This window comes from Paenarthrobacter sp. OM7 (genome assembly GCF_029873575.1).
GTDB lineage: Bacteria > Actinomycetota > Actinomycetes > Actinomycetales > Micrococcaceae > Arthrobacter.
This window is the reverse complement of sequence record NZ_CP123579.1, coordinates 4146319-4172420: the sequence shown is the minus strand read 5'-3', so window position 1 is coordinate 4172420 and position 26102 is coordinate 4146319. Positions and strand designations below refer to the sequence as shown.

24 protein-coding genes are annotated in these 26102 nt (G+C 63.2%); 13 read left to right on the top strand and 11 right to left on the bottom strand.

Translation table 11 applies throughout. From position 1 onward, the window contains the following. Positions 1–7 precede the first annotated feature (7 nt). Together QEH68_RS19185 and QEH68_RS19180 are read right to left on the bottom strand one after the other, a co-directional pair. Positions 8–1015, bottom strand: coding sequence for an asparaginase (locus QEH68_RS19185; protein ID WP_207597667.1), 1008 nt, complete (start codon positions 1013–1015; stop codon positions 8–10). Positions 1016–1032: 17 nt separating this feature from the next. Next, on the bottom strand, positions 1033–1752 hold the full coding sequence (locus QEH68_RS19180; RefSeq protein WP_280624253.1) for a FadR/GntR family transcriptional regulator: 720 nt from the start codon (positions 1750–1752) through the stop codon (positions 1033–1035). Positions 1753–1927: 175 nt separating this feature from the next. Between QEH68_RS19180 and QEH68_RS19175 the strand changes: the two genes are divergently transcribed. The 3 genes from QEH68_RS19175 (at position 1928) to QEH68_RS19165 (ending at position 3644) form a co-directional block, all read left to right on the top strand. After that, positions 1928–2434 carry a hypothetical protein gene (locus QEH68_RS19175; RefSeq protein WP_280624251.1) on the top strand — a complete coding sequence of 169 codons (507 nt, stop codon included), beginning with the start codon at positions 1928–1930 and terminating at the stop codon, positions 2432–2434. Between the two features lie 78 nt (positions 2435–2512). Beyond that, positions 2513–3118 (top strand): hypothetical protein, encoded by a 606-nt coding sequence (locus tag QEH68_RS19170; protein ID WP_280624249.1) that lies wholly within the window; start codon positions 2513–2515, stop codon positions 3116–3118. Between the two features lie 64 nt (positions 3119–3182). Further along, positions 3183–3644: a DUF3817 domain-containing protein gene (locus tag QEH68_RS19165; protein WP_216659694.1), complete on the top strand. Its 462-nt coding sequence runs from the start codon at positions 3183–3185 to the stop codon at positions 3642–3644. A 675-nt stretch (positions 3645–4319) separates the two neighbouring features. On the opposite strand, the gene QEH68_RS19160 is transcribed toward QEH68_RS19165, so the two are convergent. The 5 genes from QEH68_RS19160 to QEH68_RS19140 form a co-directional block, all read right to left on the bottom strand. Next, positions 4320–5270, bottom strand: coding sequence for a PKD domain-containing protein (locus tag QEH68_RS19160; RefSeq protein WP_280624240.1), 951 nt, complete (start codon positions 5268–5270; stop codon positions 4320–4322). Positions 5271–5273: 3 nt separating this feature from the next. After that, positions 5274–5741, bottom strand: coding sequence for a DUF6318 family protein (locus tag QEH68_RS19155; RefSeq protein ID WP_280624238.1), 468 nt, complete (start codon positions 5739–5741; stop codon positions 5274–5276). 328 nt (positions 5742–6069) lie between these two features. Then, the gene (locus QEH68_RS19150) at positions 6070–6447 is read right to left on the bottom strand and encodes an RNA-binding S4 domain-containing protein (RefSeq protein ID WP_018779945.1); all 378 of its coding nucleotides are present in this window, start codon (positions 6445–6447) and stop codon (positions 6070–6072) included. A 148-nt stretch (positions 6448–6595) separates the two neighbouring features. Next, positions 6596–7699: a sulfite oxidase gene (locus QEH68_RS19145; protein WP_207595248.1), complete on the bottom strand. Its 1104-nt coding sequence runs from the start codon at positions 7697–7699 to the stop codon at positions 6596–6598. A gap of 163 nt (positions 7700–7862) precedes the next feature. After that, on the bottom strand, positions 7863–8897 hold the full coding sequence (locus QEH68_RS19140; protein WP_207595247.1) for an aldo/keto reductase: 1035 nt from the start codon (positions 8895–8897) through the stop codon (positions 7863–7865). 294 nt (positions 8898–9191) lie between these two features. On the opposite strand from QEH68_RS19140, the gene QEH68_RS19135 reads away from it, so the two are divergent. Continuing rightward, positions 9192–9683: a flavin reductase family protein gene (locus QEH68_RS19135; protein ID WP_280624231.1), complete on the top strand. Its 492-nt coding sequence runs from the start codon at positions 9192–9194 to the stop codon at positions 9681–9683. Between the two features lie 6 nt (positions 9684–9689). Here QEH68_RS19135 and QEH68_RS19130 read toward each other — a convergent pair whose 3' ends face one another. Then, positions 9690–10655 (bottom strand): hypothetical protein, encoded by a 966-nt coding sequence (locus tag QEH68_RS19130; RefSeq protein ID WP_280624230.1) that lies wholly within the window; start codon positions 10653–10655, stop codon positions 9690–9692. A 186-nt stretch (positions 10656–10841) separates the two neighbouring features. Between QEH68_RS19130 and QEH68_RS19125 the strand changes: the two genes are divergently transcribed. Next, entirely contained in the window at positions 10842–11246 is a 405-nt protein-coding gene (locus tag QEH68_RS19125; RefSeq protein WP_242703424.1) for a YchJ family protein, read from the top strand. Positions 11247–11250: 4 nt separating this feature from the next. On the opposite strand, the gene QEH68_RS19120 is transcribed toward QEH68_RS19125, so the two are convergent. Together QEH68_RS19120 and QEH68_RS19115 are read right to left on the bottom strand one after the other, a co-directional pair. Beyond that, a complete protein-coding gene (locus QEH68_RS19120; RefSeq protein WP_280624226.1) occupies positions 11251–13215 on the bottom strand; it encodes an acyl-CoA dehydrogenase family protein in 1965 nt (654 codons plus the stop codon). A 62-nt stretch (positions 13216–13277) separates the two neighbouring features. Then, positions 13278–13580: a hypothetical protein gene (locus QEH68_RS19115; protein ID WP_207595242.1), complete on the bottom strand. Its 303-nt coding sequence runs from the start codon at positions 13578–13580 to the stop codon at positions 13278–13280. Between the two features lie 247 nt (positions 13581–13827). Here QEH68_RS19115 and QEH68_RS19110 point away from each other — a divergent pair, with 247 nt between their 5' ends. From QEH68_RS19110 to QEH68_RS19100, 3 genes are read left to right on the top strand one after another with little or no spacing between them, the layout of a single operon-like run. Next, a complete protein-coding gene (locus QEH68_RS19110) occupies positions 13828–15285 on the top strand; it encodes a DUF3375 family protein (RefSeq protein WP_280624224.1) in 1458 nt (485 codons plus the stop codon). Continuing rightward, on the top strand, positions 15278–16222 hold the full coding sequence (locus tag QEH68_RS19105) for a DUF4194 domain-containing protein (RefSeq protein WP_280624222.1): 945 nt from the start codon (positions 15278–15280) through the stop codon (positions 16220–16222). The genes QEH68_RS19110 and QEH68_RS19105 overlap by 8 nt, the downstream gene beginning before the upstream one ends. Continuing rightward, positions 16219–19689 (top strand): ATP-binding protein, encoded by a 3471-nt coding sequence (locus tag QEH68_RS19100; RefSeq protein WP_280624220.1) that lies wholly within the window; start codon positions 16219–16221, stop codon positions 19687–19689. The genes QEH68_RS19105 and QEH68_RS19100 overlap by 4 nt, the downstream gene beginning before the upstream one ends. 89 nt (positions 19690–19778) lie before the next feature. Here the strand turns inward: QEH68_RS19100 and QEH68_RS19095 are convergent, their stop codons facing one another. Next, entirely contained in the window at positions 19779–20273 is a 495-nt protein-coding gene (locus QEH68_RS19095) for an FBP domain-containing protein (RefSeq protein WP_280624218.1), read from the bottom strand. Positions 20274–20795: 522 nt separating this feature from the next. Between QEH68_RS19095 and QEH68_RS19090 the strand changes: the two genes are divergently transcribed. From QEH68_RS19090 to QEH68_RS19070, 5 genes are read left to right on the top strand one after another with little or no spacing between them, the layout of a single operon-like run. Continuing rightward, positions 20796–21866: an iron-siderophore ABC transporter substrate-binding protein gene (locus QEH68_RS19090; protein WP_207595239.1), complete on the top strand. Its 1071-nt coding sequence runs from the start codon at positions 20796–20798 to the stop codon at positions 21864–21866. Positions 21867–21871: 5 nt separating this feature from the next. Continuing rightward, positions 21872–22984 carry an iron chelate uptake ABC transporter family permease subunit gene (locus QEH68_RS19085; protein WP_207595238.1) on the top strand — a complete coding sequence of 371 codons (1113 nt, stop codon included), beginning with the start codon at positions 21872–21874 and terminating at the stop codon, positions 22982–22984. Next, positions 22981–24090, top strand: coding sequence for an iron chelate uptake ABC transporter family permease subunit (locus QEH68_RS19080; RefSeq protein WP_280624214.1), 1110 nt, complete (start codon positions 22981–22983; stop codon positions 24088–24090). The genes QEH68_RS19085 and QEH68_RS19080 overlap by 4 nt, the downstream gene beginning before the upstream one ends. A gap of 1 nt (position 24091) precedes the next feature. After that, positions 24092–24916 carry an ABC transporter ATP-binding protein gene (locus QEH68_RS19075; protein ID WP_207595236.1) on the top strand — a complete coding sequence of 275 codons (825 nt, stop codon included), beginning with the start codon at positions 24092–24094 and terminating at the stop codon, positions 24914–24916. Continuing rightward, the gene (locus QEH68_RS19070) at positions 24913–25968 is read left to right on the top strand and encodes a siderophore-interacting protein (protein WP_280624210.1); all 1056 of its coding nucleotides are present in this window, start codon (positions 24913–24915) and stop codon (positions 25966–25968) included. Before QEH68_RS19075 ends, QEH68_RS19070 begins: the two co-directional genes overlap by 4 nt. Positions 25969–26102 lie beyond the last annotated feature (134 nt).

Sequence of the window (26102 nt, the reverse complement as noted above, 5' to 3'; positions counted from 1 at the left end):
CCTTGGTTTAGTTGCTGAAAATGTGGGCCGCACGGAGCTCGCCGACCGGAAGGCCGCCGCCCAGCACGGGTGGGCTCTGAAGCGTGCCCAGGCTGCCGCCGTCGACGCCCAACCGGCGAAGAACCTCAACGGTGACAGGCATGCGGGCACGATCGCCGCCGTCGGAAATCTTGACGGCCACACCGGTGCCGTTCGGGAAGCCCACCAGCTGGAGGCCCTCAAAACCGTCCTTCGCCAGAAGCCCGGGTACGGCCCGCATGAGGGCGGTGACGTCGCGGCCTTCGCCGGCCACCATCTCTGGGAAGCGGCGCATGGCGTGGGCGACTTTGCCCTCGTTGGTGCTTTCGTCGGCGGCGGCGAGGCGGCCATAAGCGCGGGCCATGCCGTGCAAGGAGTGCGCAAAGAGCGGGGTCCCGCAGCCGTCGGTGCTGACCGCTGCTGCATCCTCGCCGGTGAGGTCCGTGATGGTGTCGCGGACCAGGACCTGCAAGGGGTGCCCGGGGTGCAAGTACCCCTCCACAGGCCAGCCGTTGATGACGCAAACTGCGGCCATGGAAGCATGCTTGCCGGAACAGTTCTGTGCAATCTGGGTGGGACCGTTACCGGCACGGAGCCATTCTTCGCGCTCCTGAACGCCGTACGGCAGGTCCGTGCTGTTGGCCAGTGCGGCCTCGGTGAGGCCGTGCAGCTTCAGGATTTCAGTGGCGCCGTCGCGGTGCATCTGTGCGCCCGAGTGGCTGGCAGCGGTGAGTGCCAGAAGGTTTTGGGGGATGTCCAAACCGGCCTTGAGCAGCGCTACGGCCTGCAGCGGCTTCAGGCTTGAACGCGGGTACATCGGCGCGTCCGGTTCGCCGGCTTCCACGGCGGTGGTGCCGTCTTCTGTGAGGGCAATCAGCGAGCCGTAGTGGATGCTCTCCACCAGGCCGTCGCGGGTTACTTCGACGAGGGGGACGTGGTGCGGCGCTTTGAGGTTTTGTGCCGCGGTTTGGTGGGCCGGTGCTGCGGGGGCGGGCATGGTGTCCTTTGGAATATTCATTTGCTGAGGATCGTGTCCAGTGCCACGCTGACGGCCTGCAGGTGGGCGGCCATCGCTTTGCTTGCGGCTTCAGAGTCTCCGGCTTCGATCGCATTGAGCACGGCGACGTGTTCCTCGTCCGAACGGTGTTGCCGGTCAGCGACCAGGTTGAGGGTCTCGGACTGGTGGGCCAAAGCCTCACGGATGTCCGAGACGACGCTGGCGAACACCCGGTTTCCGCTGGCGCGGGCGACGGCGGAGTGGAAGCTCGCGTCCAGGTTCACCCAGGCCTCGGGGTCGTTCTCGCTGAGCATTTCCTGGACGATCTCCTTGAGGTGCTCAAGTTCCTCGTCCGTCCTTCGTTGCGCGGCGAGCCCGGCTGCCGGGATCTCGATGTGCGGGCGGGCTTCGTTGAGATCACGCGCACTGTACTGACCCAAGGTAAGGTCATTAGCGACCTTGTTGGCCACAATGAACGTGCCCTTGCCCGTTTTGGTCACGGTGAGGCCCAGGGTGTTGCAGGATCGCAACGCTTCCCGGATAACGGAGCGGCTGACGCCGTACTGGCCCGCCAAGGTCGCCTCCGAGCTCAGCTTGGTGCCGATATCGAACTGGCCGCCCTCGATCGCACGCCTCAGTGCCGCGAAGACCGCTTCAGCTGCGGAGATGCGGGAAATGGGCATATGCCCACCCTGGGGCTCTTGCTGTCCGGCTGTCCGGCTGTCTGACAGGTTCACGCTTTGAATATGGCACGGGTCACAAGGGGCTGTCAACGCTGAAAGAACCGCTTCACGGTTTGGCGTCTTATAGCCACTCTGGCCGGCCCTCGCTCACCCCGCATGTCCCGGGCCGGGGCTGCTTCAAGGTACCCGCAGGAGGGGTGTCTTTCCTAAGAGCTTGACACAATGAACCATGCTCTTCACCAAAAAGTCCCTCACGCAGGACGGTTTCACCGGATTCCGGCCGCTCGACGAACTCGATCCCATGAGGATTCCACAAGGCCCCGGCGTCTTCGCCATCCTGTGCCCCGCTGACTTCGACCCCATATTCCTCAGCAAGAGCACTGCCGGCACGTTCAAGAAGAAGGACCCTTCGCTCAAGCGGGAAGCCTTGGAGGCCGAGTGGATTGCGGATGCTTCCGTGCTGTACATAGGCAAAGCGAGCGCCGGCAGCCAAGGTAACCGGGGGCTTCGCAAGCAGATCCAGGAATTCCTGGACTACGGCCGCGGACGGCCCACCGTTGTCTGGGATACCCGGCTCATCTGGCAGCTGCGGGATGCTTTGGACCTCATTGTTGCCTGGAAGGAGTTCCCCGCCTCCGACGTCAATGCCGCCGAAGCGACCTACCACGCCGAGTTTGTTGCGGCTTTCGGAAGGCTTCCGTTCGCCAACCTCGTCCAGGCCCGCTCCAAGAAGTAAAGACACCAGCACGACGGCGGCAGGCGAGTTCCGCCGTCGGCCTCCCGCCCGCTTGGCGTTCGGCGCATAATGGCAACCATGACGGCCAGCAACCGCACTGGAAGCACAACGCATGGACCTCGCATCACAATTGAGGTGCCCGTTCTCCGCATCGGCGACGGAGTCTCCGACTATGACGGCCTGGCCCGGTTCGTTGATGCCCTCCGCAATCCTTCGGGGTTGCACCTGACACTGCTTCACGTGGGGATTCTCGACGACCTGGCCCAGGACATCGCGGCGTGGACCAAAGGAGCGGCGAAGCCTGAGCATGTGCTCCCTGAAGTTGCCAGTTGGTTGACGGAACTGCCTGTTTTGGCCGGATTCCTTGGTAAATCGGACCGGCTGATTCCCTTGGGTGGCGGACGGGTTATGGGCTTGGAAGTGGATGTTCCTCAAGAAGTTCACGACTACCAGGCGCTCCTGCTGCATGGGTTGCACCTTCTGTTGGATGACCTGGGGCTCGACAATATTGACGACTTCATCCTGAGCTCACCTGCCCTCGGTTACAGGTCACCCCGCTGGGTTCCGCATATTGCTGTCGGGAAAGCCCGCACGCGGCACGAACCCGAGGTGGAAATCGCGCCCGTTGCCATCGAGTTTGGCGATTCCCGTATCCGGAACCGGGAGGCACTTCCGTTGCCGTGAAGCGAGGGAAGTTCTACGGCCGGTAAAATACTACGTGTCTCCTGTTTTCTACCTGAGGACCTCCATGCAGCCCCGCACCTTGTTCCGAACCGTTGCTTTTGCCGAGGCCGTGACTTGGACGTTGCTGCTGATCGGGTTGTTCCTTAAGTACGTCACGCGAACCACCGATGTCGGAGTGAGCATCGCTGGCGGAATCCACGGCTTCGTCTTCCTTTGCTATGCCGCAACTGCTGCTTTCACTTGGATCAACCAGAAGTGGTCAACGCGCACCGGCCTCCTTGCCATAGGTTCAGCCGTCATCCCCTATGCCACCATCCCGATGGAGAAGTCGCTCGACCGTCGTGGCCTCCTCGCCGGCGGTTGGCGTCTGGCAGCCGGGGGAGAATCGCCGCGAGGTGGATTCGAGAAAGCCCAGGCTTGGGTCCTGCGGAACCCGATCCTTGCAGTTGTTGTCACGCTGGTGGCCGTGGGTGCAGTGTTCAGCTTCCTCTTGTTCATGGGCCCTCCGGGGACCTGGTTCTCGTAACCTGCGGCTAGACCTCGCGGCTTACTTCATCTCTGCGCCGGGGCAGCCCTCAGGCATGGGGATCATAAAAGCAGGTCGGGGCGCTCACGGGAACCCAGTCGTGCCATCCAGGATTGGAGATTGTTCTCAAGGCTCGCTTCCAGATAACCGGCCGCCCTTCTGCTGCGCTGTCAGCGGTGGGTGGGCACTCGAGCGTCAGGCATCTTGTGTCCTCGGAGCCGGGGCCATCATCCCGGCAGTGGAAGTCCGGCATGAGCAGGTACAACCCGTCGACCGAAACGATGGAACCCTGCGTCAACTCCGGAATGGTGGACGTCGGCAAGGCCGACGAGGCATCGGCTGAGGCTGCGTCGGACGCAGCCCCTCCACCTTGGCAAGCAGTTAAGAGAAGCGCTCCTGACACAGCCAAGATCGCCGCGCGTAGACCGGCGGGGGCTGATTTGCGGACAAATAGGGCTCGTGTCATTTGGGATCTCCCTGTGAGTTGGGTGGTGTTTCGAACAGCCTAGGTTGGCTGTTCGAACGGGTCGTAGTGATGCGCCAGCACCTATGGATATCGTTCTGAGCGACTCTCGGCGACGGGTGAGAGTGCGGCGTGCAAACCTTTGAAATGCCGCGAATTCGGGCACAGCGTCATGACACGTCGTCCCGTTTGGGGGCGGCGCCTGGCTGTGACTAGCGCGTTGCTCCGGGGCAGCCCCAGGAGTTGGGGTTTTCCTGGCAGGTGTCGGCGACGAGTGCTCTTTCTGTTTTCCAGACGTGGATGGTTTTGGCTGGTGTGGTGATGTGCAGGGTTCCGTTGATGGGTAGGGGTGGGCCGTTGTTCACGGAGTAGGTGCCGGTGAAGCTGGTGGTGAGGGTGGCCTGGTAGTTGCCGGTTTCGGTGTAGGTGTGGCTGGTGCGGGTCTCGCTGGTGAGCCAGTCGGCCGCGGGGATGGAGTAGCCGGCCACCGGGGTGGGTCCGAGCGCGGTGCCGTCGCCGAAGGTGTAGGTGTAGTTGGCCGGTGTTGCGGTCAGGTGGACTGCTTGGCCGAGGATGGTGACGTCGAAGCCTTGTTCAGCGGTGGTGGTGTAGAAGTTGGTGGGTCCGCCTTTGAGGGTGTGCGGGAACGGTTGGGCTTCGAGGGTTCCTGGGTTGACGGGTAGTTGTTGGAAGTCGGTCAGGATGCGGGCGGCGATGTTGGCCATGGCATCTTCCGGCTCGACGTCATACAGGCACGCAGGTTTACCGTCGACTGGTTGCCAGTCAGTGAACGTCGGATTCGAGATACCTTTTGGAGCCATTAACCAGATGACCGGTGAGCCCTTTTCGCCGTCGGGTGTTGTGGGCGGGCATTCCAGAGTCAGACAGCCCATCTCACGTGCGCCGGGTCCGCCGAGGCGACAGCGAAAGTCGGCCTTGTACTGATTTGGGTCGTCGGCTGCGGCAGGCGAACCGTTGATGTTGGGAGTGAACTCGCCAGTGACAGGGTCCCTGGTCCACTGAGTGCCAGTAAGTTCCAGCCCGTTCTCGACGTAGCCGATGTCAATTCTCGGCTCCTTAGCTAGGGCAGGTACGCATTGAAGCGGGACCATCAAGCAGGCAGCACTCACAAGAACGCCGATGCTCCGAGTGAAATTCTGCATGAACTAACGAATCAGACCAAGGTCGACGAGCACCCAGCGCTGGTCATCAAACGTCATCGCCGCACGGCTCGCGGAGTTCGTTGCACCGGTCGGGTCTTGATACAGAGACCCGTCTTCATCCCTTATTTCGATTGGTTCCTGGATAACCTGAATGGCGGCGATCTGCGTAGACGCGGATGGATCAAAAGTAGCTTCAACCGTCGCCGATCTGATGGTGGCTCCGGCGATCCACTTCCCGTCTTTCCAGCCGGCATCGATGCCTTGACGGAGGGAAGTGCATAGCGCGCAGGTGGGACTACTAAGAGGCACCAACTTTTCAGTTGTCCCAGTTTCGTAGGCATAGCTCAAGGTCGCGTACCAGTACCCAATAAACGCCTCCAACCCAGCCTTCGAGTTCTCCTTCGCCAACTCCGGCATAACGGGAACAGGCACATTCTCGGCCTTCCCCTTGGCGTCCGCGGGTTTGTACACGGCGGATGTCGGCGGACTTTCCGGAGTAGCCGAAGCCGCAGGAACCGAAGCGCTGGTGGTGGGCGACGCCGTCGTCGAACTCGGTTCGGAGGGTGGCGCGCTGGGTGTGGTGCCGCCCTGGCAACCCGTGAGGAGCAGCGCCAGTCCAACTGCTATAGCTCCCGTCCGGGCCAGGACTAACGGAAAAGTGGCAGACGAAAGGCGTGGCATGACAGGCTCCCCAGCAGCTGTTTTGGCGGTGTGCCGGTCAGTCTAAGCAGCGGGCTGGGAAAGTTTCATGTCAGAAAGAGCGACCTGTGGATAAGTGCCAGCTGCGGCCAGCAACCACCTACCCCCGCAGCTTCTCCATATCCCGGCGGTCCTTCTTGGTGGGCCGGCCGGCGCCGCGGTCGCGCTGGGGAAGGCCGAGTTTGGGAGCGACTGGGCGCGGGGGAGTGTGGTCGGTGAAGCAGTGTGAGGCGGCTTCGGCTCCGACACGTTTGGCGATGAGGCGCCGGACTTCGAGGATCCGCTCCCAGCCTGATTCCCGGACCCGGATGGTGTCGCCAATGATCACGCTTTGCGACGCTTTGACAGGGTTCCCATTGATGCGGATATGTCCGGCACGGCAGGCGGCCGTGGCGGCGGAGCGGGTTTTGTAGGCGCGGATCGCCCACAACCAGGCGTCGACGCGGACGTTCGCTGGGGAGGAAGACGGGATACTCATGATTGGAACGAGTCTAACCGGGGTCCGCCTGCCCCGCGAGAACACACGAAAGCGGCGAGATCGTAGGGAAAGTTCCGGCGATTACGCAGCGTTCCAGCGTTCTCGGCGCGACGGAGCTCGGAGCTCGGAGCGGGCCCACGAGGAAAAGCTACCGAACCGTCACCTCAACCCGTTGTGCCATGTTGTTCCCGATGCCCTGGTAATTCCACACTTGGTCGGTGGGCTGCAGCGCGCCGGACGTATCCATAGCCCGGCAGCGCAGCACGTGCTCGCCCGGACTCGCGACCCACACCATGGACCACGACCTCCACGCGAAATCACCCACGGGCGGGTCCACATGGGCGGGCATCCACTCGCCGTCGATCCCTACCTCCACCCGTTCCACCTCGCCGTGGCCTGACCAGGCGCGGCCGTGCAGCATGACCGGACCGGAGTCGACAATGCGGCGCCGGGTGAAGAAATCAGGAATCCCGGGAGGCACCATCAGCGATCGAACCCGGATGTGTGTGACGGGCAGCCCAGGCCCATCGGGCCCTTGCAGATAGTGGTAAGCAACCGCCTGCTGGAAACCCATGAACCGCGACGTCACAGCCTCGATCGACGTCAACCACTTCACACTGGCCATGCCATACCACCCGGGCACCAGCAGCCTGAGCGGGAAACCGTGCTGGATTGGCAGGGGACTTCCGTTCATGGCGTAGACAAGCATGACCTCGGGATGCATTGCCTCTGCGATCGAAAGACTGCGTGCGTACGGCTCTTCGACGCCGCCCTGGACACCGACGTCGGCGCCGGTAAAGACCAGCTCGACGGCGTCACTCGCCAAACCTGCCTCCTCCAGCAGGGGTGCCAAGGGAGTTCCGGTCCACTCCGCGGTGCCCACAGCGCCGAGGACCCACGGCTGACTCAACGGCCGCGGTTCCAAGAGGGACCGGCCGTTCCCTGCACATTCCATGGTCACAGGCATGGTGACGGCGGGCCTGGCCTTGATGTCCTCAAGGCTCAGTTCGAGGTTGTGATCCACAGCCCCGCCAAGCCTTAACCGCCACGAGTCGGCGGGAACGTGCGGGATGTCGAAATGGATCAGCAGGTAGTGCAGCCCGGCCGGCGTGATGTCGTCGTGCAGGGCCTCCAACGGCATGGAATGGTTCCGGCCGGAGAGTTGCAGTTCTTCGTGGGTCAGGGGACCTTCGGTCGGCTGCCCTGGAGTGGCGGCTTTCGCTGCACTTTGCTTGAGATGGTGCTTGGACATGGGACGGCGGCGTTCTACTGGAAGCTAGACGCTGCGGAGTGCCGCAGCACTTAGGACAAGGATCACGCCGCGGCCGAACCCCGTCAAGAGTCTGTTGCGAGGCCCGCTCTGCGCACAAAAGGAAGCCCAAAGCATGCAGAGCGGGCCTCACAACTGAACGAGGCTACCGGCGTCGTAGTTCCGGGTACTCAAGGTGCGGGGCAACTGTGCCGGCGTCGCGTTCAAGGAAGTTCACGGCCGGTGCGACGATGTCGTCGATTTCATCCAGAACGGCCTCGCTCAGGACCACGTCTGCGGCCTTCAAATAGTCCGTCAGATGTTCTTCGGTGCGCGGCCCAATGACGACGCTGGTGACGGCCGGGTGATTCAGGGCGAAAGCCACAGCGAGCTGGATCAGGGTCAGCCCATGCCGGGACGCGAGCTGCGCGAGGGCGTCGGCCGCGTGCAGCTTGCCCTGGTTGAACGGCGCATTCACGTCGAACCGGCCGGGAAGAGCGGAGAACCGCGAACTTTCAGGCTGGCCCGCACCCACGCGGTAGCCGCCGGCCAGCCAGCCGCCGTCGAGCGGTCCATAACTCAGAACCCCGACGCCGTACTGCTGGGTGATGGGGAAAACGTCACGTTCGTTGGCACGCACCAGAAGCGAATAGGGCACCTGGTCAACTACGGGCGGCGTGAGGTGGTTGGTGTTGGCGATCCACTGGGCCTCAACAAGTTGGGCGGGGCTGAATACGGACGTGCCGTAGTACAGGATCTTTCCCTGCCGGATGAGGTCGTTCAGCGCAGTGATGGTTTCCAGGAGATCGGTGTTGTAGTCCGGGCGGTGCGCTTGGTAGAGGTCGATCCTGTCTGTGTTCAGCCGCCGCAAGCTGTCCTCAACAGCCCGGACAATCCAACGGCGCGAGTTGCCTGCATGCGCCGGGTTGGAACCCATCTGACCGTGGAACTTGGTGGCGAGGAAAACGTCGTCGCGCCGGCTGTGAATGGCCTGGCCAACCACTGTTTCGGCCTCGCCCTGGGAATAGATGTCCGCGGTGTCGACGCTGGTGATGCCGGCGTCCAGCGCCGCTTTGATAATGCGGATGCTCTCGGCGGGACCCGTGGGTGCGGCGCCGGTGCCGAAGTTGAGGGTGCCCAGCGTGAGCGGGCTGATCAGGGCGCCAGTGCGTCCAAGCGTTCGTAGCTCGTTGAGGCTCATGTCGGCTTCCTGTGGTGGGACGGTGCTGATGGGCGGTGCTGGTGTCCAGGCGTGAGTCGGTGGCCACGGACGGGATGTTCAATCGAGGCTACACACGGCCGTCTGCGGCATAAATGCAAGCGGTAGAACTTCTTCGTTTTTCGTCTTGCGAAGTAACGGAAGAGGCCTTACTTCGCGACATTTCTTGACACGCGGCAACACAAATGTCTTTCAAATCAACAAATATTGCCCTTCCCGGAAGCAGGTGAATTATGGGAGAGGAACTCAAGCAACGCACGAATAGGGGACAGCGGAATGACACAGACCACAGTGGAAGAAACGGCGGCCATCAAGGCTGCATTTGCGCAGTTCCCGTCCGGAGTTGCTGCCTTCAGCGCCATGGTGGACTTCACGCCGGAAGCCTTGGTGGCCTCGTCCTTCACCGTGGGTGTTTCGTTGGAACCGCCACTGGTGATGTTTGCCGTGCAGAACTCCTCCACAACCTGGCCGAAGCTCCGCCAGGCCCAACGATTGGGTGTCTCGGTCCTTGCCGAGGGGCAGGAAGGCGCCGCACTCCAGCTGGCGTCGAAGACCCGCGACCGTTTTGCCGGGCTGGACACCAGCGTCAGCGACTCAGGAGCAGTGCTGATCGACGGCGCCGTGCTGGGCTTCGAATGCGAAGTTGTCTCGGAGACGCCCGCAGGGGACCACGCGATCGTGGTGCTGGAGGTCAAGGCGACCACCATCAACCCGGAGTCCAAGCCGCTGATTTACCACGGCGCGTCTTTCCGGCAGTTGGCCGCGTAGCCGTAACTAGGAGTTGCGGCTGGCGCTGCTGAGCGAACCTTTTCGGATCGGGCTCGGAGACTTCCCATTCTTGGAAGTGTTCGGGCCCGATTTCTTTGCGCCGTTGCCGGTGCCACTGCCGGTGGAGCCGCCACCGTCGTTACTGGAGCCGTTTTTGTCGCTGCCACCGCCAGCCAGTTTTGCCGAAGCATCCGGCGTGTTGGGGTCTGGCGTTTTCCCATTGGACGGCGACGGCGTGGGCTCGCCGACGTCGCGGACAGTCACCTTGATGGCGGGAGGCTGCTCAGCCTGCGCGCGGGCGGCTGCACGGCGGTCGGCCTCGGCCACGGCATCAGCCCAGTCTTTCGCCAAAACCGGCGGTTCCTTGGTGGCTGCCACGAGAATCGGATGGTGGGCGGCCTGGTTTTCGACCACCGACTTGACCTCCGCCGGCTTGGGAAGGTTGCGGGGGTCTACCTTGGCCTTCCACGCGCCGTCCTTGACAGCGGTTGACGCACCCGAGAGCCGCCGTCGAACATCTCCCAGGAGGTCGCGCTTGGGGGCGGCGGGCTGGGCAGGAGCGGAAGGTGCGGCAGGGGTGGCGGCCTCGGCGGGCTTCGCCGCTGGCGGAGCTGCCGGCGCAGAGGCAGCAGGCTTTGCCGTAGCGACCGCCGTGGGAGCCTGCGCCGCGGTAGATCCAGTTTCAAGATAGGCGAGGTCATCCAGAGGCGATGCAACAGCTGCTGGAGACTCGACGCCGGTCACAGGATCAGGGACGCGCGCCGGGCGTGGGGGCAACTGGACGATGGGAGTGGTTTCCTTCTTGGGGAAGATCCCCACCATGGCCAGGAGCACAATCGACAGCAGTCGCCCAACTCCGGCTATTACCAGAGTGATGATGATGATCAACCCGAGACCCAGGAACATGAGGACAGCGAGTCCCAATGTTCCCAAATACGTCAGGTTGATGGCGAGTGTTGTCGGATCCTCCACGTAGCCTCCCCTGGCTGTCGTTTTGTGATGCGCGCATTGCCCACCCAGCTTGCGTATCCAGCCTAAGGTCCAGCACCGACGGAATCACGCGCCGCCCCCTACTCTGGCGGGGTTGTTTCAAAGCTGTTATATGGCGTGGGAAAATATGTTGCCCAGCTCTCATTTACAGCCCCAGATTGGGACCTCGTGACCCCTGACCTTGCCAGACTCCACAACAGCGCGTGCCCCTGCCTCTCCGGGGATCAATACGTCGATTGCTGCGCCCGGTTCCACCGCCGTGACGCCGATGCGCCCACCGCCGAACAACTCATGCGTTCGCGCTATTCGGCCTTCGTTGTCCTGGACCCCGATTACATCCTGAGTACCTGGCACGCCTCTACCCGGCCGGAATCCATCGACCTCGATGCGGACATGCTGTGGCGCAGGCTGGACATCGTCTCGACGTCGGAGGGCGGCCCCTTGGACACGACGGGCACCGTAGAGTTCGCTGCGCACTACAGGCTCGACGGCGAACGCGGCGTCCAGCGCGAAGTCAGCCGCTTTGTCCGGGAAGGCAAACGATGGTTCTACGTGGACGGGGACGTCCGCTAACGCGTCACCGATAGTTGCGGTGCAGGTTCTCCTTGGTTGAGGCCCCGGGCGACGCATCGCCGATCCACGGTCCGGTACCTTCGGACTGGTCCATGACTCCGGCCTCCAGCCAGGCGTAGTCACCGGCGAGGACTTTGCGCGAGAGACCGTGATCGCCGTCGTCAGTATTCCTCCACAGTTGGTCGAAGTATTCGTCCACCCGCACACGGGCCTGCTCACAGAAGGCCTCGGCCAGTTCGAATGCGGTGGCGCCTTGTTCCGGGTGCTTGCGGAGCAGCATTTCAGCCCGCGAGCAGCACGCGGCCATAGCGAACAACTCGGCGCCGATGTCCACGATCCTGCCCAGGAACGCCTGCTTGTGCTCGAGCTTCGCCTGCCACCTGCCCATGCCATAGAAGGTTTGCCGTGCAAGCCGCCGCGAGGACCTCTCAACGAATCGCAGCTGTTTGGCCAAGCGCCCGAATTCCGCATAGGACCGGGGATCCATGCCGGCGCCCGCCACAAGTTTCGGCAGCCATTTCGCGTAGAAGCCAGAGGCCCCGACGGCGGCCCTCGCCTTGTCCTGCAGGCTCGCATCCGCTGAGGCGAGGTCGCCCGCGGCGGCAAGGTGTGCGTCCACGGCTTCGCGGGCGATCAGGAGTTTCATGATCTCGCTGGAACCCTCGAAAATCCGGTTGATGCGGAGGTCCCGGAGCTGTTGCTCGGCGGCAACAGCACGCTCGCCCCGGGCCTCAAGGGAGTCGGCGGTTTCGAAGCCCCGGCCGCCACGGATCTGGACAAGTTCATCGGCGATCCGGCAGCTCAATTCCGTGGACCACAACTTGGCCAGCGCAGCCTCGATGCGCACATCCTTTTGGCCGGCGTCGGCCATCTCGGCGGACAATTCGAACACCGCTTCCAGTGCAAAAGTGGTGGCGGCGATGAACGCGATCTTTTTTCCCACTGCCTCGTGTTGGCCCACTGGACGCCCCCACTGGGTCCGGGCGTTGGACCATTCGCGGGAAATCTTCAGGCTCCACTTTCCGGCAGCAACACACAGGCCAGGGATGGAGAGCCGCCCCGTATTGAGAGTGGTGAGAGCAATTTTGAGTCCTTGGCCTTCTCGGCCGAGCCGGTTGGCCGCGGGGACCCGGACCTGGTGGAAACGGGTCACGCCGTTTTCGATTCCACGCAGCCCCATGAAAGCGTTGCGGTTCTCCACCGTGATGCCGGGGGAATCCATTTCCACAACGAACGCAGAGATCCCGCCCTTGTGCTCGGTCCCATCAGGATCGGTGTGTGATGGGACCCGGGCCATGACCACCACCAGTTCGGCGATCACACCGTTGGTGGTCCACAGTTTGACGCCGTCCAAAAGGTAAGAACCGCCGTCGTCGGACAACACGGCTGTGGCGCCCATGCGGGCGGGGTCACTGCCGACGTCGGGCTCTGTGAGGAGGAATGCGGTAATGGCACCGGCGGCGCAGCGCGGCAGGTATTCCTGTTTCTGTTCCGGTGTGCCGAATTCCTTCACAGGCTCAGGGACGCCGATGGACTGGTGTGCAGAAATGAGGGCGCCGAGGCTTGGATGTACCGATCCCAGCAGGGCGAGGGCGCGGCCGTAATAGACAAGGGACAAACCCAAGCCACCGTATTCGCGCGGAATTTTCATACCGAAAGCGCCCAGATCGGCGAGCCCCCGGAGGTACTCGTCGGGAATTTTGGCGTCGCGTTCAATCACGCGTCCGGACATGGTCTTGGCGAACGTGAGGAGCCGGCCCATGAATTCCTCGCCCCGCTCCACATCGTCTGCCCGTGCTTGAGGCCACGGGTGGATCAGGCTGAGGTCGAAGCTGCCCAGGTAAAGCCCCTTGGCGAAGCTGGGCCGGTTCCATTCGGTTTCCCGCGCGGCCTCGGCGACGGCGCGGGCTTCTTCTGCGGTGGCGTTGACGCTTGCGGCGGCGAGACTGTTGTCAGTGGCGGACGTCATGGAATAACTCCTCTAGCCGGTTGTGCCGGATGGAGCCAGGGTCCGCCGTGGGTGGGAACCCTTCAGCTGTCCCTCAATGCTACCCGCGGGTAGCTACCCGTGCCAGAGGAAATCTGGGGCTGGAATTCGGCCGGAATTTCCACTTGTCCTGCGTGGTGGACCAGACGGTCCCACGCGAAATTAATGCCATGGACAAGGCCACCCAGAATGCCTTTGACGGCATACCAGACCATACCCATGGTGCCAACGAGAATGATGGTGGCCATTGCTGCTGCTGCGATGAATGCCACCAACAGTGCAGCAAAGACCAGCGTTCCAATAACTACGTAGGTGCCTGTTTCCAGCGCAGTGAAATCGAAATCCATGGTTCCCCCCGGAGCGACGGTGCGTGGGTCGGCGCGGCGTGGCTGCGTCGATGTTCTGACACTAGGGGTGGGCGGGCTTTCCGGCCAGAGGCGAAACGCCTCCCGAAGCCGTTGATACGGGATCGAAACCATACCGCACGGTAGGTTACGAAATGGTTGCGGTGGGGAGGCTCTGACGCTCTGCGTTAACCTTGTACGGGGCAGTTTCCGCTGCCAGCCAGGTTTCGCAGCAGCTGAAGGAGAGTAGTTGTCCCGTTCAGCCATGTCCTCCGCCGACGCCATCAGCGCGAGGCTCCGTGACCTCGAACAGCTGACCAAAGGCCCTGCGTGGGCTTTGACCCGATCGGCGCCGTGGGTGATCGCCGTGCTGCAGGCATCCTTTACCCGCACCCGGCCGCAGCTTCCGCTCGAAGAGTTCCATGCCGACGTCGACGCTTTCCTTGAGCAGCTTCGGCGCCAGGACCCGGCCTTGGGCGGTCAGCAGAACGGCAAGCTGTTCGGCGACGAATGGACGCGCAAGCAGTTCCTGACCCGACGCAACCAGTCCGGCCAGATCGTCTACGAAGTCACAGAACCCGCCGCCCGCGTGCTGGCGTTCCTGGACAGCCTTTCCAGCGAGCGTTCCACGCTGAATGGATCGCGGCTCGGCACGCTTCTGGGAGATGTGGAGAAGCTGGCCAACGAAACCAATCCGGACCAGAGCGCGCGGCTGGAAGCCCTGGAGGAGGAAATCCAGGAGCGGCAGCAGTTGGTGGAGGACATCAGCTCGGGCGAATTCGATGGCCTTCTGGACGACGAAGATGCTGTGGAAGCTGCCGGCAACATCCTGGACCTCGCCGCCAGCCTGCCCGCGGATTACAAGAAAATGCGGGACCGCATCGAGGAATTGGTCGGCGAGCTCCGCAACCAGATCATTGAGGAGTCCCTGAGCAAGGGTGCCACCATGGCCCAGGTTTTGGAGGCCGACAAGCGGCTGCGCCAAAGCCCCGAGGGCCGCACCTTCCGGTCGTTCACGGCCTTCCTGGAAGACCCACAGCAACAATTGCGCTTCCGCTCGGCGATCGGCGAAGTCCTGAGCAGGCAATTCGCCGACGACCTCTCCCACGAAGACCGCGAGACGCTCAAGAACCTGGTGGCTGAACTGCGAACGCAGCACAGCCAGATCCAACGTATCTACGGCAAGCTTTCCGAGAGCCTGAATACGTATATCCAGAGCGACGACGTCCGGCAATCCGTCAGCCTCCGCAAGGTGCTGGCCGAAGCCGAGCAAGCCATCCGCTCCATGCCGTACGAGCGGGACCGGCCCGGCTTGATCCCAGGGCCAGTCCTGTTCAACGCCGGGTTCGAGTCGCTGGCAATGGTCAAACTGTTCGACCCCGACGAATTCGCCACACCCCCGCGCCTGGCGGACCCCATCGCGTTCAGCGACTCCGACCGGGTGCGGTCTGCGCGCACCGGCAAGGCCAAGCCTGCCGTTATCCGTGCAGCCATGGCCGGCGCGGCCACCCTGGGCGACGCCTGGGAAAACCTGCCCGCCGAGGAACGGCACATCAACACAGTACGCACCCTGCTGTCCATGGCATTACAGGGCGGCGCCGCCTTCGACCGGGCCGCCTGGGAACACATCGACTTCGAACAAATCGACGGCAGCATCCGCTCGGCATACCTGCCCGTCGTCACGCTGAATGAGGATTCTGATGACTGAGGAAATCACAACAGAGGAAATCACGACGGCGGATGGCGCCGAAGCGGACGAGGTCACCGAGGAGGTGGCTGAGGTTGGTGTTGAGACGGCTGAGCCTTTGACCGGGCCGGCAGAGTCCGCTGAACCGGCGGCCGAAATAAGCCATGCGGATCCGTTCCGGGTAACACCGCGGGACTCCTTCGTTGACGGTGCAGCGCTGTTCCCCGGCGACACCGGCGTGCTCCCCATGAAGGTGCGGCATGCACTGGTGAAGCTTCTTAAGGGCCCGTACATCGACGGCGGTCGCGACGAGAAATTGTGGACCACCCTCTTGGACAACCAGCTGATCCTCCGCAGTCGCCTGTCCGAACTGTTCCTCACCCTCCAGCTTGATCACGACCGCAAAATTGCGGTCCTCCGTCCCGTCGATCCCGACATCATCGGTGCAAGCTCCCGGTCGAGCATCCTCCGGCAGCAGCGTGCCCTGAGCCGCGTGGAGACCATCGTCCTGCTCCGGCTTCGCCTGCTGCTGGATCGCCACGTCACTGCCCAGACGGACCCGACGATTACGCGTGAAGAAATCTCGGACCTGGTGGCCAACTACACCCCGGCCGGCCAACAAGACGCCCTCCGAGACTCCGACGTGGTCACCCGCACCATCACCAAACTCCTGGCCCGACAACTCCTCCTTCCCACGCCGCTGGACGACAGCTACACCATCAGCAACGCCCTGCCGCTGGCCCTCCCCTTCGAGAACATCGGCGACATCCCAGCCCAAATCGAGGCCCTGATAGCAGTAGCCGCCGACGAGTCCGGAACAGAACCCCTCCTGGACCTGGACTCCGACTCCAACCAACCCACGCCCTCAAGTGACGACCTGGACGAGGACCCTGACGGTGACGGGTCCGGTGCCGCCGCGGACAGCGATGCAACCGACGCTGAAGGGACCACGAAGTGACCATCGCAAGCATGCTCCCGCTCGGTGAGCTCACAAACCCGGGCCAAATGCGTTTGGCACTTGTGCAGGTGGTCAACTGGGGCACCTTCCACGGGGCCCACACCATGCATGTGGACCGCAAAGGTACCCTCCTGACGGGTAACTCGGGCGTAGGTAAGTCGACGCTCTTTGATGCGATGCTTCGCGTGTTTGATGCCCGTCCGCGCTCGAATGAGGCTGCTGCCCAGCGGTCCGGTGGTGCTGTGGAGGACAAGAGGACCACATTCACCTACATGCGCGGCAAGGTGGGTGATAAAGCGGTGGGCGACAGCTCGGCCAGTGCCTTCCAGCGCCCGGGTGCCACGTGGTCCGCCGTCGCACTGACGTTTGATAACGCGGCCGGCACGAAGGTGACGGTGTCGGCGCTGTTCGATCTTCCCAAGAACGGCACGGAGTCGAGCGTCGGGCGCTTCTATGTGATCGACAGCAAGCCGTTGGACCTTGAAGCCATTGAAGGGATCGCGCAGAAGCGGTTCACCAAGGGCGCGCTGGAATCGATCTTCCCGGATGGCCAGGTTTTCGACGTCCACAAGGCGTTCGCCGAGCGTTTCCGGAGGCTCCTGGGTATCAACTCGGACCAGGCGCTGCCACTGCTTCGCGTGATCCAGGCCGGTAAGGGTTTGGGCGGCAGCGTGAATACGTTCTTCCGCGATCAGGTACTCGATGCTCCGGCCACGTTGGCTGCCGCTGATGATGTGGTGGAGGAATTCAGCAACCTGATGTCCATCCGGCAGCGGTTGGAGGATGTGCGGCAGCAGCGCGACCAGTTGGCACCCGTTCCGGGGCTGAATAAGGAGTATGCGCAAGCTCTGCTGGACGCGAATCGCCTCCGGGAGTTGGCTGGCGAGGAGTTCGAGGCCTACAAGCAGCAGCTCGCGGTTACTGTTCATGCCAAGACGCTGGCGCGGTTCAAGGAGCTGGCCCAGTCCAAAGCGCAGGAACTCGCCGCCGAACGCACGGTGCGTGACGCCTTGGCGAAGGACCTCCGTGATCTTGAACTGGATTACAACAACCGTGGCGGCAACGCGATTTCGGCCATTGAGCAGTCGTTGGAGAACGCCAGGGTTGGGCTGAAGCTCCGTCAGCAGGTGGAGGATTCGGCCCGGAAGGCGCTGGCCGATGCCGGGTTGAACCTGGAGTGGTCCGCCGAAGGGTGGGACCAGGCACACGAGCAGGCAGCCACCCGATCAGCAGAGCTGAAGGACGATTCGGAGGCCCTGAAGGAGCTTCGTTTTGAGGCGTTCGACGGGCACGCCACCAAAAAGCGTGAACTCGCAGCGGCCCAGCAGGAACTCCTGTCGTTGCGGTCGCGCAAGTCCCTGTTGCCGCCGTCGAGTATTGAAAACCGCGCTGCCATCGCGGCCGCAACCGGCGTCCCGGAAGAGCGGATGCCGTTTGGCGGCGAGTTGATCGACCTCGCCGAGGGCCAGGACCAATGGCGTCCGGCCGCCGAGCGAGCCCTCCGTAACCTTGCCACCACGTTGCTGGTTCCGGGTGAGCATTTCGCCGCAGTCACTCGGTACCTGAACGACAACGCCGTCCGTGGCGCCCTCCGCGCCGTTGATGTGTCCAAGCCGCTGGCCGGCGGCGCGTTGGCTGTGGAAGACGTGTCCGACGGCGACCTCTTGACGAAGTTGAGCATCCTCACCTCAGGGGCCAACGCGGACGCCGGAGAGTGGATCCGCGAGCGGATCGCCGTGGACTTCGCCTATCCGTGCGTGGAGGATCCCGACCAGCTTGCGTCGATGGACAAGGGCCTGAGCCTTGGTGGCGTAGTTAAGCGCAACCGTCACACCGTTGAGAAAGACGACCGTTTCACGAGCCGGCAGGATTACGTCCTGGGCTTCGACAACGCTTCCAAATTGGAGCTTGTGGCAGCCCGCGTGGGCGAATTGGAGAACGAGCTCGCGAAAGCTGCGGAACTTGCGCAGAGCCGTGAGGATTCGCACCAGGGCATGGCCCGGCAGCTCGAGGCGCTCCGCCGTGTGGCTGAGGATGAGCGGCCGTGGGAGCAAGTTTCCGCAGCCGTCGCAGCGGACGAACTTGCCAGGATTGAACAGCGCCTGACGGATGCTTTGGCAGCGCAGGCGGACCTTGAGCCTTTGCGTGCCAACATCGAAGCCGTGCGGGAGAAGCACCAGTCCTCCACAGGTACCGCCGCCGTCCTGCAGAGCGAATACAAAGCACTCGACCACAAGATGACCACGGCTGACGGCCTGCTCGATGCGGCGAGGCTGAAGCTCGAGCAAGCACCGCCGTCGGCCTCTACCGTCACCGCGCTGGAACCGTACTTTGAGGGTGTCGGTGAGGTCTCTGAACTGTACGAGCTCGACAACCTGGCCAACAGTGTCCGCAACAAGCTGCTCGACGAACTGCATTCCGCGGAATCGCGCGGACAGGCGACGGCCGAGCGATTGACCCGCTTGTTTGAAGCCTTCGTGCGGGACTGGGGAAGTGCCATCAGCGCCGACCACGGTACGTCGATCGGTGCTGCCGGAGACTTCGAATCCCGGTATCACGCGATTGTGAGCGATGGCTTGCCCGCGCAGGAGGCCGAGTTCCGGCTGTTCTTCAACCAGCGCACCCACGAGTCGTTCAGCACGCTCCTGCACTTGTTGGACGAGGAACGCCGCAGCATCACCAGTCGTATCCTGCCCCTCAACGGCATTCTGTCGCAGGTCAATTTCCACGAGGGCAGCTTCCTGGAACTGGACATCAAACAGACGCTCCCGGCCACCGCCAAACAGTTCAAGGATGCGATTCAAAACGCCTTGAAGGCGAAGCACGCTCGCCCCTCGCGTGGCGCTGCTTCAGCCACAGAAATGGACGACGACGCCGAACTCACCGCGCGTTACAAGTCGTTGGAAACGCTGGTGAAGCGGCTTGGATCGCAGACGCCTGAGGATCGCCGGTGGCGTGCCGAAGTGCTGGACGTCCGAGGGCACCTGTTCATCCAGTGCAAGGAGCACCGTGAAGTTGCTTCGAAATCGGGCAAAGCCGGCACCGGCAAGGCAGCCAAGCGGAAGACCGAAGTCTTCATGCATGCCGATACCGGCTCCATGTCCGGCGGTGAGCGCCAGCGTTTCACGGCGTTCATCATGGCCGCGGCCTTGAGTTACCAGCTGGGCATCGCCGAGCAGGGCTTCACGACGTACGGCACGGTGATGATGGACGAAGCCTTCGTATTGGCGTCCGAGGAATTCGCGGGTGCAGGCATCAAGGCGCTTCACGAATTCGGGTTCCAGTTGTTGCTTGCTGCCCCCGAAAACGTGATTGACCTGTCCCGGCACCTTGGATCCGTCACGGAAATCCTCCGCGACAAGCGCACCAACCGTTCCGGCGTGCTGACGGCTCCGGTGATCGCCGGACCGGCCGAGCCTGGTGCATGGCGGTCCGAAGCCAACCCGGTGGACATCGTCCTGCGCTAGGCGCGCTCTACGACGACGCCAGCCCAACTGACTGGCAGTAGTGGTTGGTATGAGCTCACATAGCAACCACTACTGCCAGCTGGATCGAGTTACTTAGCCCGGACGCGGTCCAGGAACTGTTCGGTCCTGGACTCCAGCCCGGCGATCTGCCGAACAACGACGGCGGCCGGGTCCGGGTTGATCTCGTTGACGGGCGGTTCTTTGCGTACATTGGTGCTGCAGCCGAACTCGGCGCAGATCAATGTCCCCACGGTGTTGCCGTCCTTGCCGGATTGTCCGGCCTTCTTGGCAACCCACAGGTAGACGTCGTCTTTGGAGAAAACGTCACGGCATAGTTCGCAGAGGACAACGCGCCTCTTGCCGGAACCACCTTCAGGAGTCCGGAGCAGGATCCCCGTGAGCTTGCCCCGATGTGGAACCACGAGGTAGCCGCGTTGGGGCATCTTTTCGTCCCGCCACCCCAGGAACTCCAGATTGTCCCAGTCGAGGATTTCGAAGTCGCGGGGGAGATTGACCTTGGCAGCCTCTGAGCGACTGGCGTTGATGAACGACGAACGGATTTGTTGGGCAGTGATTTTCTGCATGGCAAAGCTTCTTTCGGAAATGGTCGACGTCCGCGCGCTTCTGGAGGGCGCGCGGGAATGGGCAGAAGACGTCGGTCATCGGAGAAGGAGGGCACTGCAAAGAGACCCCAAAATGAGGGCTGGGTTAGTGCCTAAAAAGATGCCGACGTGTGGGGGAGTGCCAAGCAGGCCAATGCGGCCACCTCGCCAACCATGGCTGCAGCAACTGAAACAGTGCGCACGCTCATCCCCTCGTTCATATCCGTAAGAAGCGGTAGCCCGCTGTCGCCCATACTTTCAAAATTTTCGGGCAGCTGTCCACTGCGAGAGCGTTCGGTTGAAGGGCGCGGGATGTGAGAGAGGGTTCGGTTGAAGGGCGCGGGATGTGAGAGAGGGTTCGGTTGAAGGACGCGGGATGTGAGAGAGCGTGTGATCTGCGTCCCAATTCAGAAGGATGCCGGATTAGGTGACGCAAACGTTTCTTAATTATCGGCAGGCTAGGCTAGCCTTACTTAGGTTCGCATCACTTACTTAAGGAGTCCCGTGGCTTCCCTTCTCCCACGCCGCGCCCTGCTGAAAACAGCAGGAACCGCGACGGCCGCTTTGGCCGCCGTCGCTCTTACCCTCACCGGCTGCTCCACTGGTCCGGCAACGTCCGCTCCGGCTTCTGAGCAGGCAGCGTCTTCGGCGTTCCCCGTGACCATCAAGAACGTCTTTGGTGAGACCACCATCAAAGAGCAGCCCAAGCGTGTAGTCACTGTCTCGTGGGTCAATGACGATATCGCGATCGCCCTGGGTGTTGTTCCCGTAGGTGTCCCGAAGAACGAATGGGGCAACAACGAGCAAGGCTCCACCCCGTGGAAGGACGCAGCGCTGGAGAAGCTCGGCGCCGGCTTTGGCACCGACAAGGCTCCGGTCCAGTTCTCCGAAGCAGACGGCATCAACTTCACCGAGATCGCCAAGCTCAATCCGGACGTTATCCTGGCTGCATACTCGGGCCTTGAAGAAGCTGACTACAAGAAGCTCAGCGAAATCGCCCCCGTCGTGGCACAGCCGGAGCTCGCCTACGGCACCCCCTGGCAGGAAAGCACCACCTTGATCGGGAAGGCACTGGGCAAGGAAGCCGAAGCCAAGAAGCTGATCGAAGACACTGAGACCACCGTCAAGGACAAGGTCTCCAAGTTCCCGCAGATCAAGGACAAGACCTTCATCTACGGCAACCTCGAGCCCGCCAAGGGCGACGGCGCCAACGTTTACACGGCTATCGACAATCGCCCCCGCTTCCTCTCCGAAATCGGCATGAAGCTGGCTCCCGTGGTTGAGCAGAACACCAAGTCGACTACTGAGTTCTTCATCCCGTGGTCCGCTGAGAAGGCCAACGAGCTCGAGTCCGACATCTTCGTCACCTGGGTTCCGGACGCCACCACGGCAGATGCCATCAAGGCTGATCCGCTGCTCGGACAGATCCCGGCCATCAAGAAGGGCGCCCTGGTTGCCGATTCGGACAACACTCTGACGCTCTCCATCTCCGCCTCATCGCCGCTGAGCTTGCCGTGGGCACTGGATACGTTCCTGCCGCAGCTGGGTAAAGCAGCAGACGCAGCGGGCAAGTAACTGCAATGAAACTGAGTACGACGACGGCAGTCCAGGGGCGGGGCAACGGCACTTCGGTGCCGGGCCCGGGAGGCATCGCCCCTGAAACTGCTGGAACCGGAGGGGGAACCGGTTCCCGCAGCACCGCAGGCAAGCGCACCGCTTGGCTGTTGGCGGCCGTCGTCGTACTCGCCGCTGTCTGCGCCGCATCCTTGGCGATCGGCGCCCGCGGGCTTCCGCTCACCACTGTTTGGGAAGCACTCACCGACTTCAATCCGGCAGACGGCAACCACGCCGTGGTCATTGCCCGGATTCCCCGCACCGTCCTGGGCCTGCTTGCCGGAGCGGCACTTGGCCTTGCCGGCGCAGCCATGCAGGGCGTGGCCCGCAACCCGCTTGCCGATCCCGGGATCCTGGGACTTAATGCCGGCGCTGCCTTGGCCGTGGTCGTGGGGATCTACGTTTTCGGTATCGGCTCGCTGTCCGGCTACATCTGGTTCGCCTTCATCGGCGCCGCGGTGGCCGCCGTCGTGGTTTACGCCGTTGCTTCCCTGGGACGTGATGGCGCGACGCCGGTCAAACTCGCCCTCGCGGGTGCGGCCCTGAGCGCAGGCCTGTTCTCCCTGATGAACGTCATCCTGGTTTCGAGCCAGGACACGTTCGATCGTTTCCGCTTCTGGCAGGTGGGTACCATCGGCGGACGTGACTGGTCCGTCCTCCTTCCCGCGCTGCCGTTCCTCGCCACCGGGGCCCTGATCATCCTGGCCGGCGGTCGCATTTTGAACAGCCTGGCACTGGGCGACGACATTGCCCGTGGCCTCGGCCAGAACGTTGCTTTGGCCCGTGGCATCACCGGGCTGGGCATCGTCCTGCTTTGTGGATCCGCCACTGCCGTGGCCGGACCGATCGCCTTCCTGGGCCTCGTCATTCCGCACGCCGTCCGCTCGCTGACCGGGCCGGACTACCGGTGGATCCTGCCGTTCTCCGCCGTTGTGGCCCCCATCCTGCTGATCAGCGCCGACATCATTGGCCGCGTGATCCTTCTCCCCGGCGAAGTCCCCGCAGGAATCATGACGGCCATCATCGGGGCCCCTGTGTTCGTGTGGCTCATCCGCCGCGGCAAGGGGGCCGGGCTGTGACAACTGTTCATCAATTACCCACCGAGCTGGCACTTAATGCCAATAATGCCGGCAAACATAACCATCACTTGTCACTTCGGCGGGTGCTGGGCCCCACTTTTGTGCTCGGGCTCGCTGTAGTGGTCATGTTCGCGGTCTACGTGCTTCTGGGCAGCTACACCGTGACCATTCCGGACTTCTTTAAGATCGTCATCAACCACCTGACCGGTGGGGAGAAGATCCCCGGTGCAAGCTTCATCGTCATGGAGCACAAACTGCCCCGCGCGGTAGTGGGAACCATGATCGGCATTGCCTTCGGCTTGGCAGGTGCGCTCTTCCAGACCATGCTGCGGAACCCGCTGGCCAGCCCGGACATCATCGGCATCAGCTACGGTGCCAGCGCGGCAGCCGTGACGGCCATCGTCATCTTCGGCGCTTCCGGGGCCGTCGTTTCGGGGGCTGCGCTCGGCGGTGCGCTGGGGGTCGCAGCCATCATCTACGCAATCTCGCGCGGTGGTTCGGGCGCCGGTGGAGGCAGCCGCGGCAATGCCGCCGGCAACCGTCTCATCCTGGCAGGCGTCGGCATCGCCGCAGCCCTGCACGCAGTGGTCAACTTCCTCATGACCCGCGCTGACATCCGTACCGCAGCCGATGCCCTCATCTGGCTCAACGGATCTTTGAACTCCGCAACCTGGGACAGGGCAGGTGTCCTGGCGGTCTCTTTGCTCGTCCTGATTCCCGCCGTCATTGCCCTGGCAGGCCCTTTGCGCATTCTCGAGCTTGGCGATGACGCCGCTGCGGGCCTTGGGATCAAGGTCAATGCCGCCCGGCTGGGACTGGTGTTGACCGCCGTCGGACTTGCCGCCGTCGCAACCGCCGCTGCCGGTCCCGTTGCATTCGTCGCGTTCCTTGCAGGTCCGATCGCCCGCCGGCTCGTCCGCAAACCGAGCCTCCCGGCGTCGGCCCTTACCGGTGCGCTGATCGTGCTTCTGGCCGACTTCTTCGCCTCCAACATCGCTCCCGTCATCCTCGACGGAACCGTCCTCCCGGTCGGCGTCATCACCGGCGCCCTCGGTGCTCCCTTCCTGCTGTGGCTGCTGGTCACGTCGAACCGAAAGGAGGCCTGACATGGCCATCCTTAATGCCCAGGACCTGACGCTCCAATACGAGGCACGCAAAGTGGTGGAGGGACTCTGCACCGAGATTCCCGAGGGCAAAGTGACCATGATCGTGGGAGCCAACGCCTGCGGAAAGTCCACCCTCCTGCGCGGACTGTCCCGCCTGCTCAAGCCCGCCGGCGGCGCGGTGACCCTCGACGGCAAGGACATCCACACCCGCCCCGCCCGCGAACTCGCCCGCACGCTCGGCCTGCTCCCGCAACACCCCACCGCTCCGGACGGCATCACCGTGCGCGACCTCGTGGGCCGCGGCCGGTACCCCCACCAAGGCTTCTTCCGCAGCTGGAGCGCAGCCGACGACGCCGCCGTGCAGCGCGCGCTCGACGCCACCTCCACGCTGGAACTCGCTGACCGCAGCATCGATGAACTATCCGGCGGACAGCGTCAACGCGTATGGATCGCCATGGCCCTGGCGCAGGAAACGGAAGTCCTGCTGCTGGACGAGCCCACCACCTACCTGGACCTCGCGCACCAAGTGGAAGTCCTGGACTTGATCACGGACCTCAACCGCAGCCGGGGAACCACCGTGGCAATCGTGCTCCACGACCTCAACCTCGCAGCACGGTACGCGGACCACGTCATCGCCATGAAGGGCGGGTGCATCGTGGCCGAAGGGCCGGCGCCCGTCGTTGTCACCGAAGAACTTGTCTACAACGTGTTCGGGCTGGAATCCCGTGTGGTTCCGGACCCCATTTCAGGCACGCCGCTGATCGTCCCCATCGGACGCCACCACGCACGCCCCGCTTCAACCAACGAACTGGAGATCGCCTCATGAGTGCACAACCGACCCAGGCAAAAGCAAGCGCCGCCGTGGAGCCCATGACCCTCGCCTTCGACGTCACCGTGACGGCAGTGCAGGAATTGAGCCCGAACTTCCGCCGCATCACCTTCGGCGGTTACTCACTGCGCGGCTTCGGCGTTGCCGGAGACACGCTGGATCTCCGCGTGAAGCTGATGATCCCGTCCTTTGACGCGTCCGGAAACGTCATTCCGCTGCCTCCCTTCAAAATGGAAGAAGCCGGCTGGTACCAGGAATGGCTCGCCATGGACCCCTCCGTCCGCGGTGACATGCGCACCTACACCGTGCGTTCCGAGCGCCTCGACGCCGTGTACCCGGAGATCGACATCGACTTCGTCATGCACTTCGACGACGCCGGCCACGGCGGACCAGCCGCCAACTGGGCTCTCGCCGCAAAACCGGGAGACGCCCTCACCATCATCGGCCCAAACAACCGCGCAGCCCAGTGCACCACAGCCGGTGCATATGGTGGCATCGAATGGCGTCCGGGCATGGCCCAGCGCGTGCTCCTGGCCGGCGACGAAACCGCGGTCCCGGCCATCAGCGCCATCCTCGAGAGCCTCCCCGCGGACATGACCGGCCACGCCTTCCTCGAAGTACCAGAAGCCGGCGACTTCCAGGACATCAACACCGCAGCCGACATCGAAATCACCTGGCTTGCACGCGGTGCGGCCATCGGACGCGCACGTCCTCACGGAGAACTCCTCAAGGAAGCCGTCGCCAAGGCCGTTCCCGTGCCGGGCTGGGTAGGCATCAAGGGTGCCGGGACCGCAGCCGGCCCCGAGCCCGAAGACGTCAACGTGGACCAGGACATCCTCTGGGAAACGCCGCAGCGCATGGACTCGGCAGCCATCGAAGCAACCAAGAACCCCACCCTTCCCGCTGGTGCCCTGCCGTTCTATGCCTGGATCGCCGGTGAAGCCTTTGTCATCAAGGAAATGCGGCGCTACCTGGTGCGGGACGTTGGCATCGATCGTAAGCAGGTGGCTTTCATGGGCTACTGGCGCCGGGGCAAAGCAGAGGGCTAAGGCCGGCTTGATCGCTTAGTCCGCCACTGGGTGGCCGATGGCCGGCCATCCTCGGCGTGCTGCTCCTTCGTCGCTCTCTCACATCCCTCGGGTTTGGGGGGTGATCCTCTCTCACATCCCTCGGGCTTGTTCAT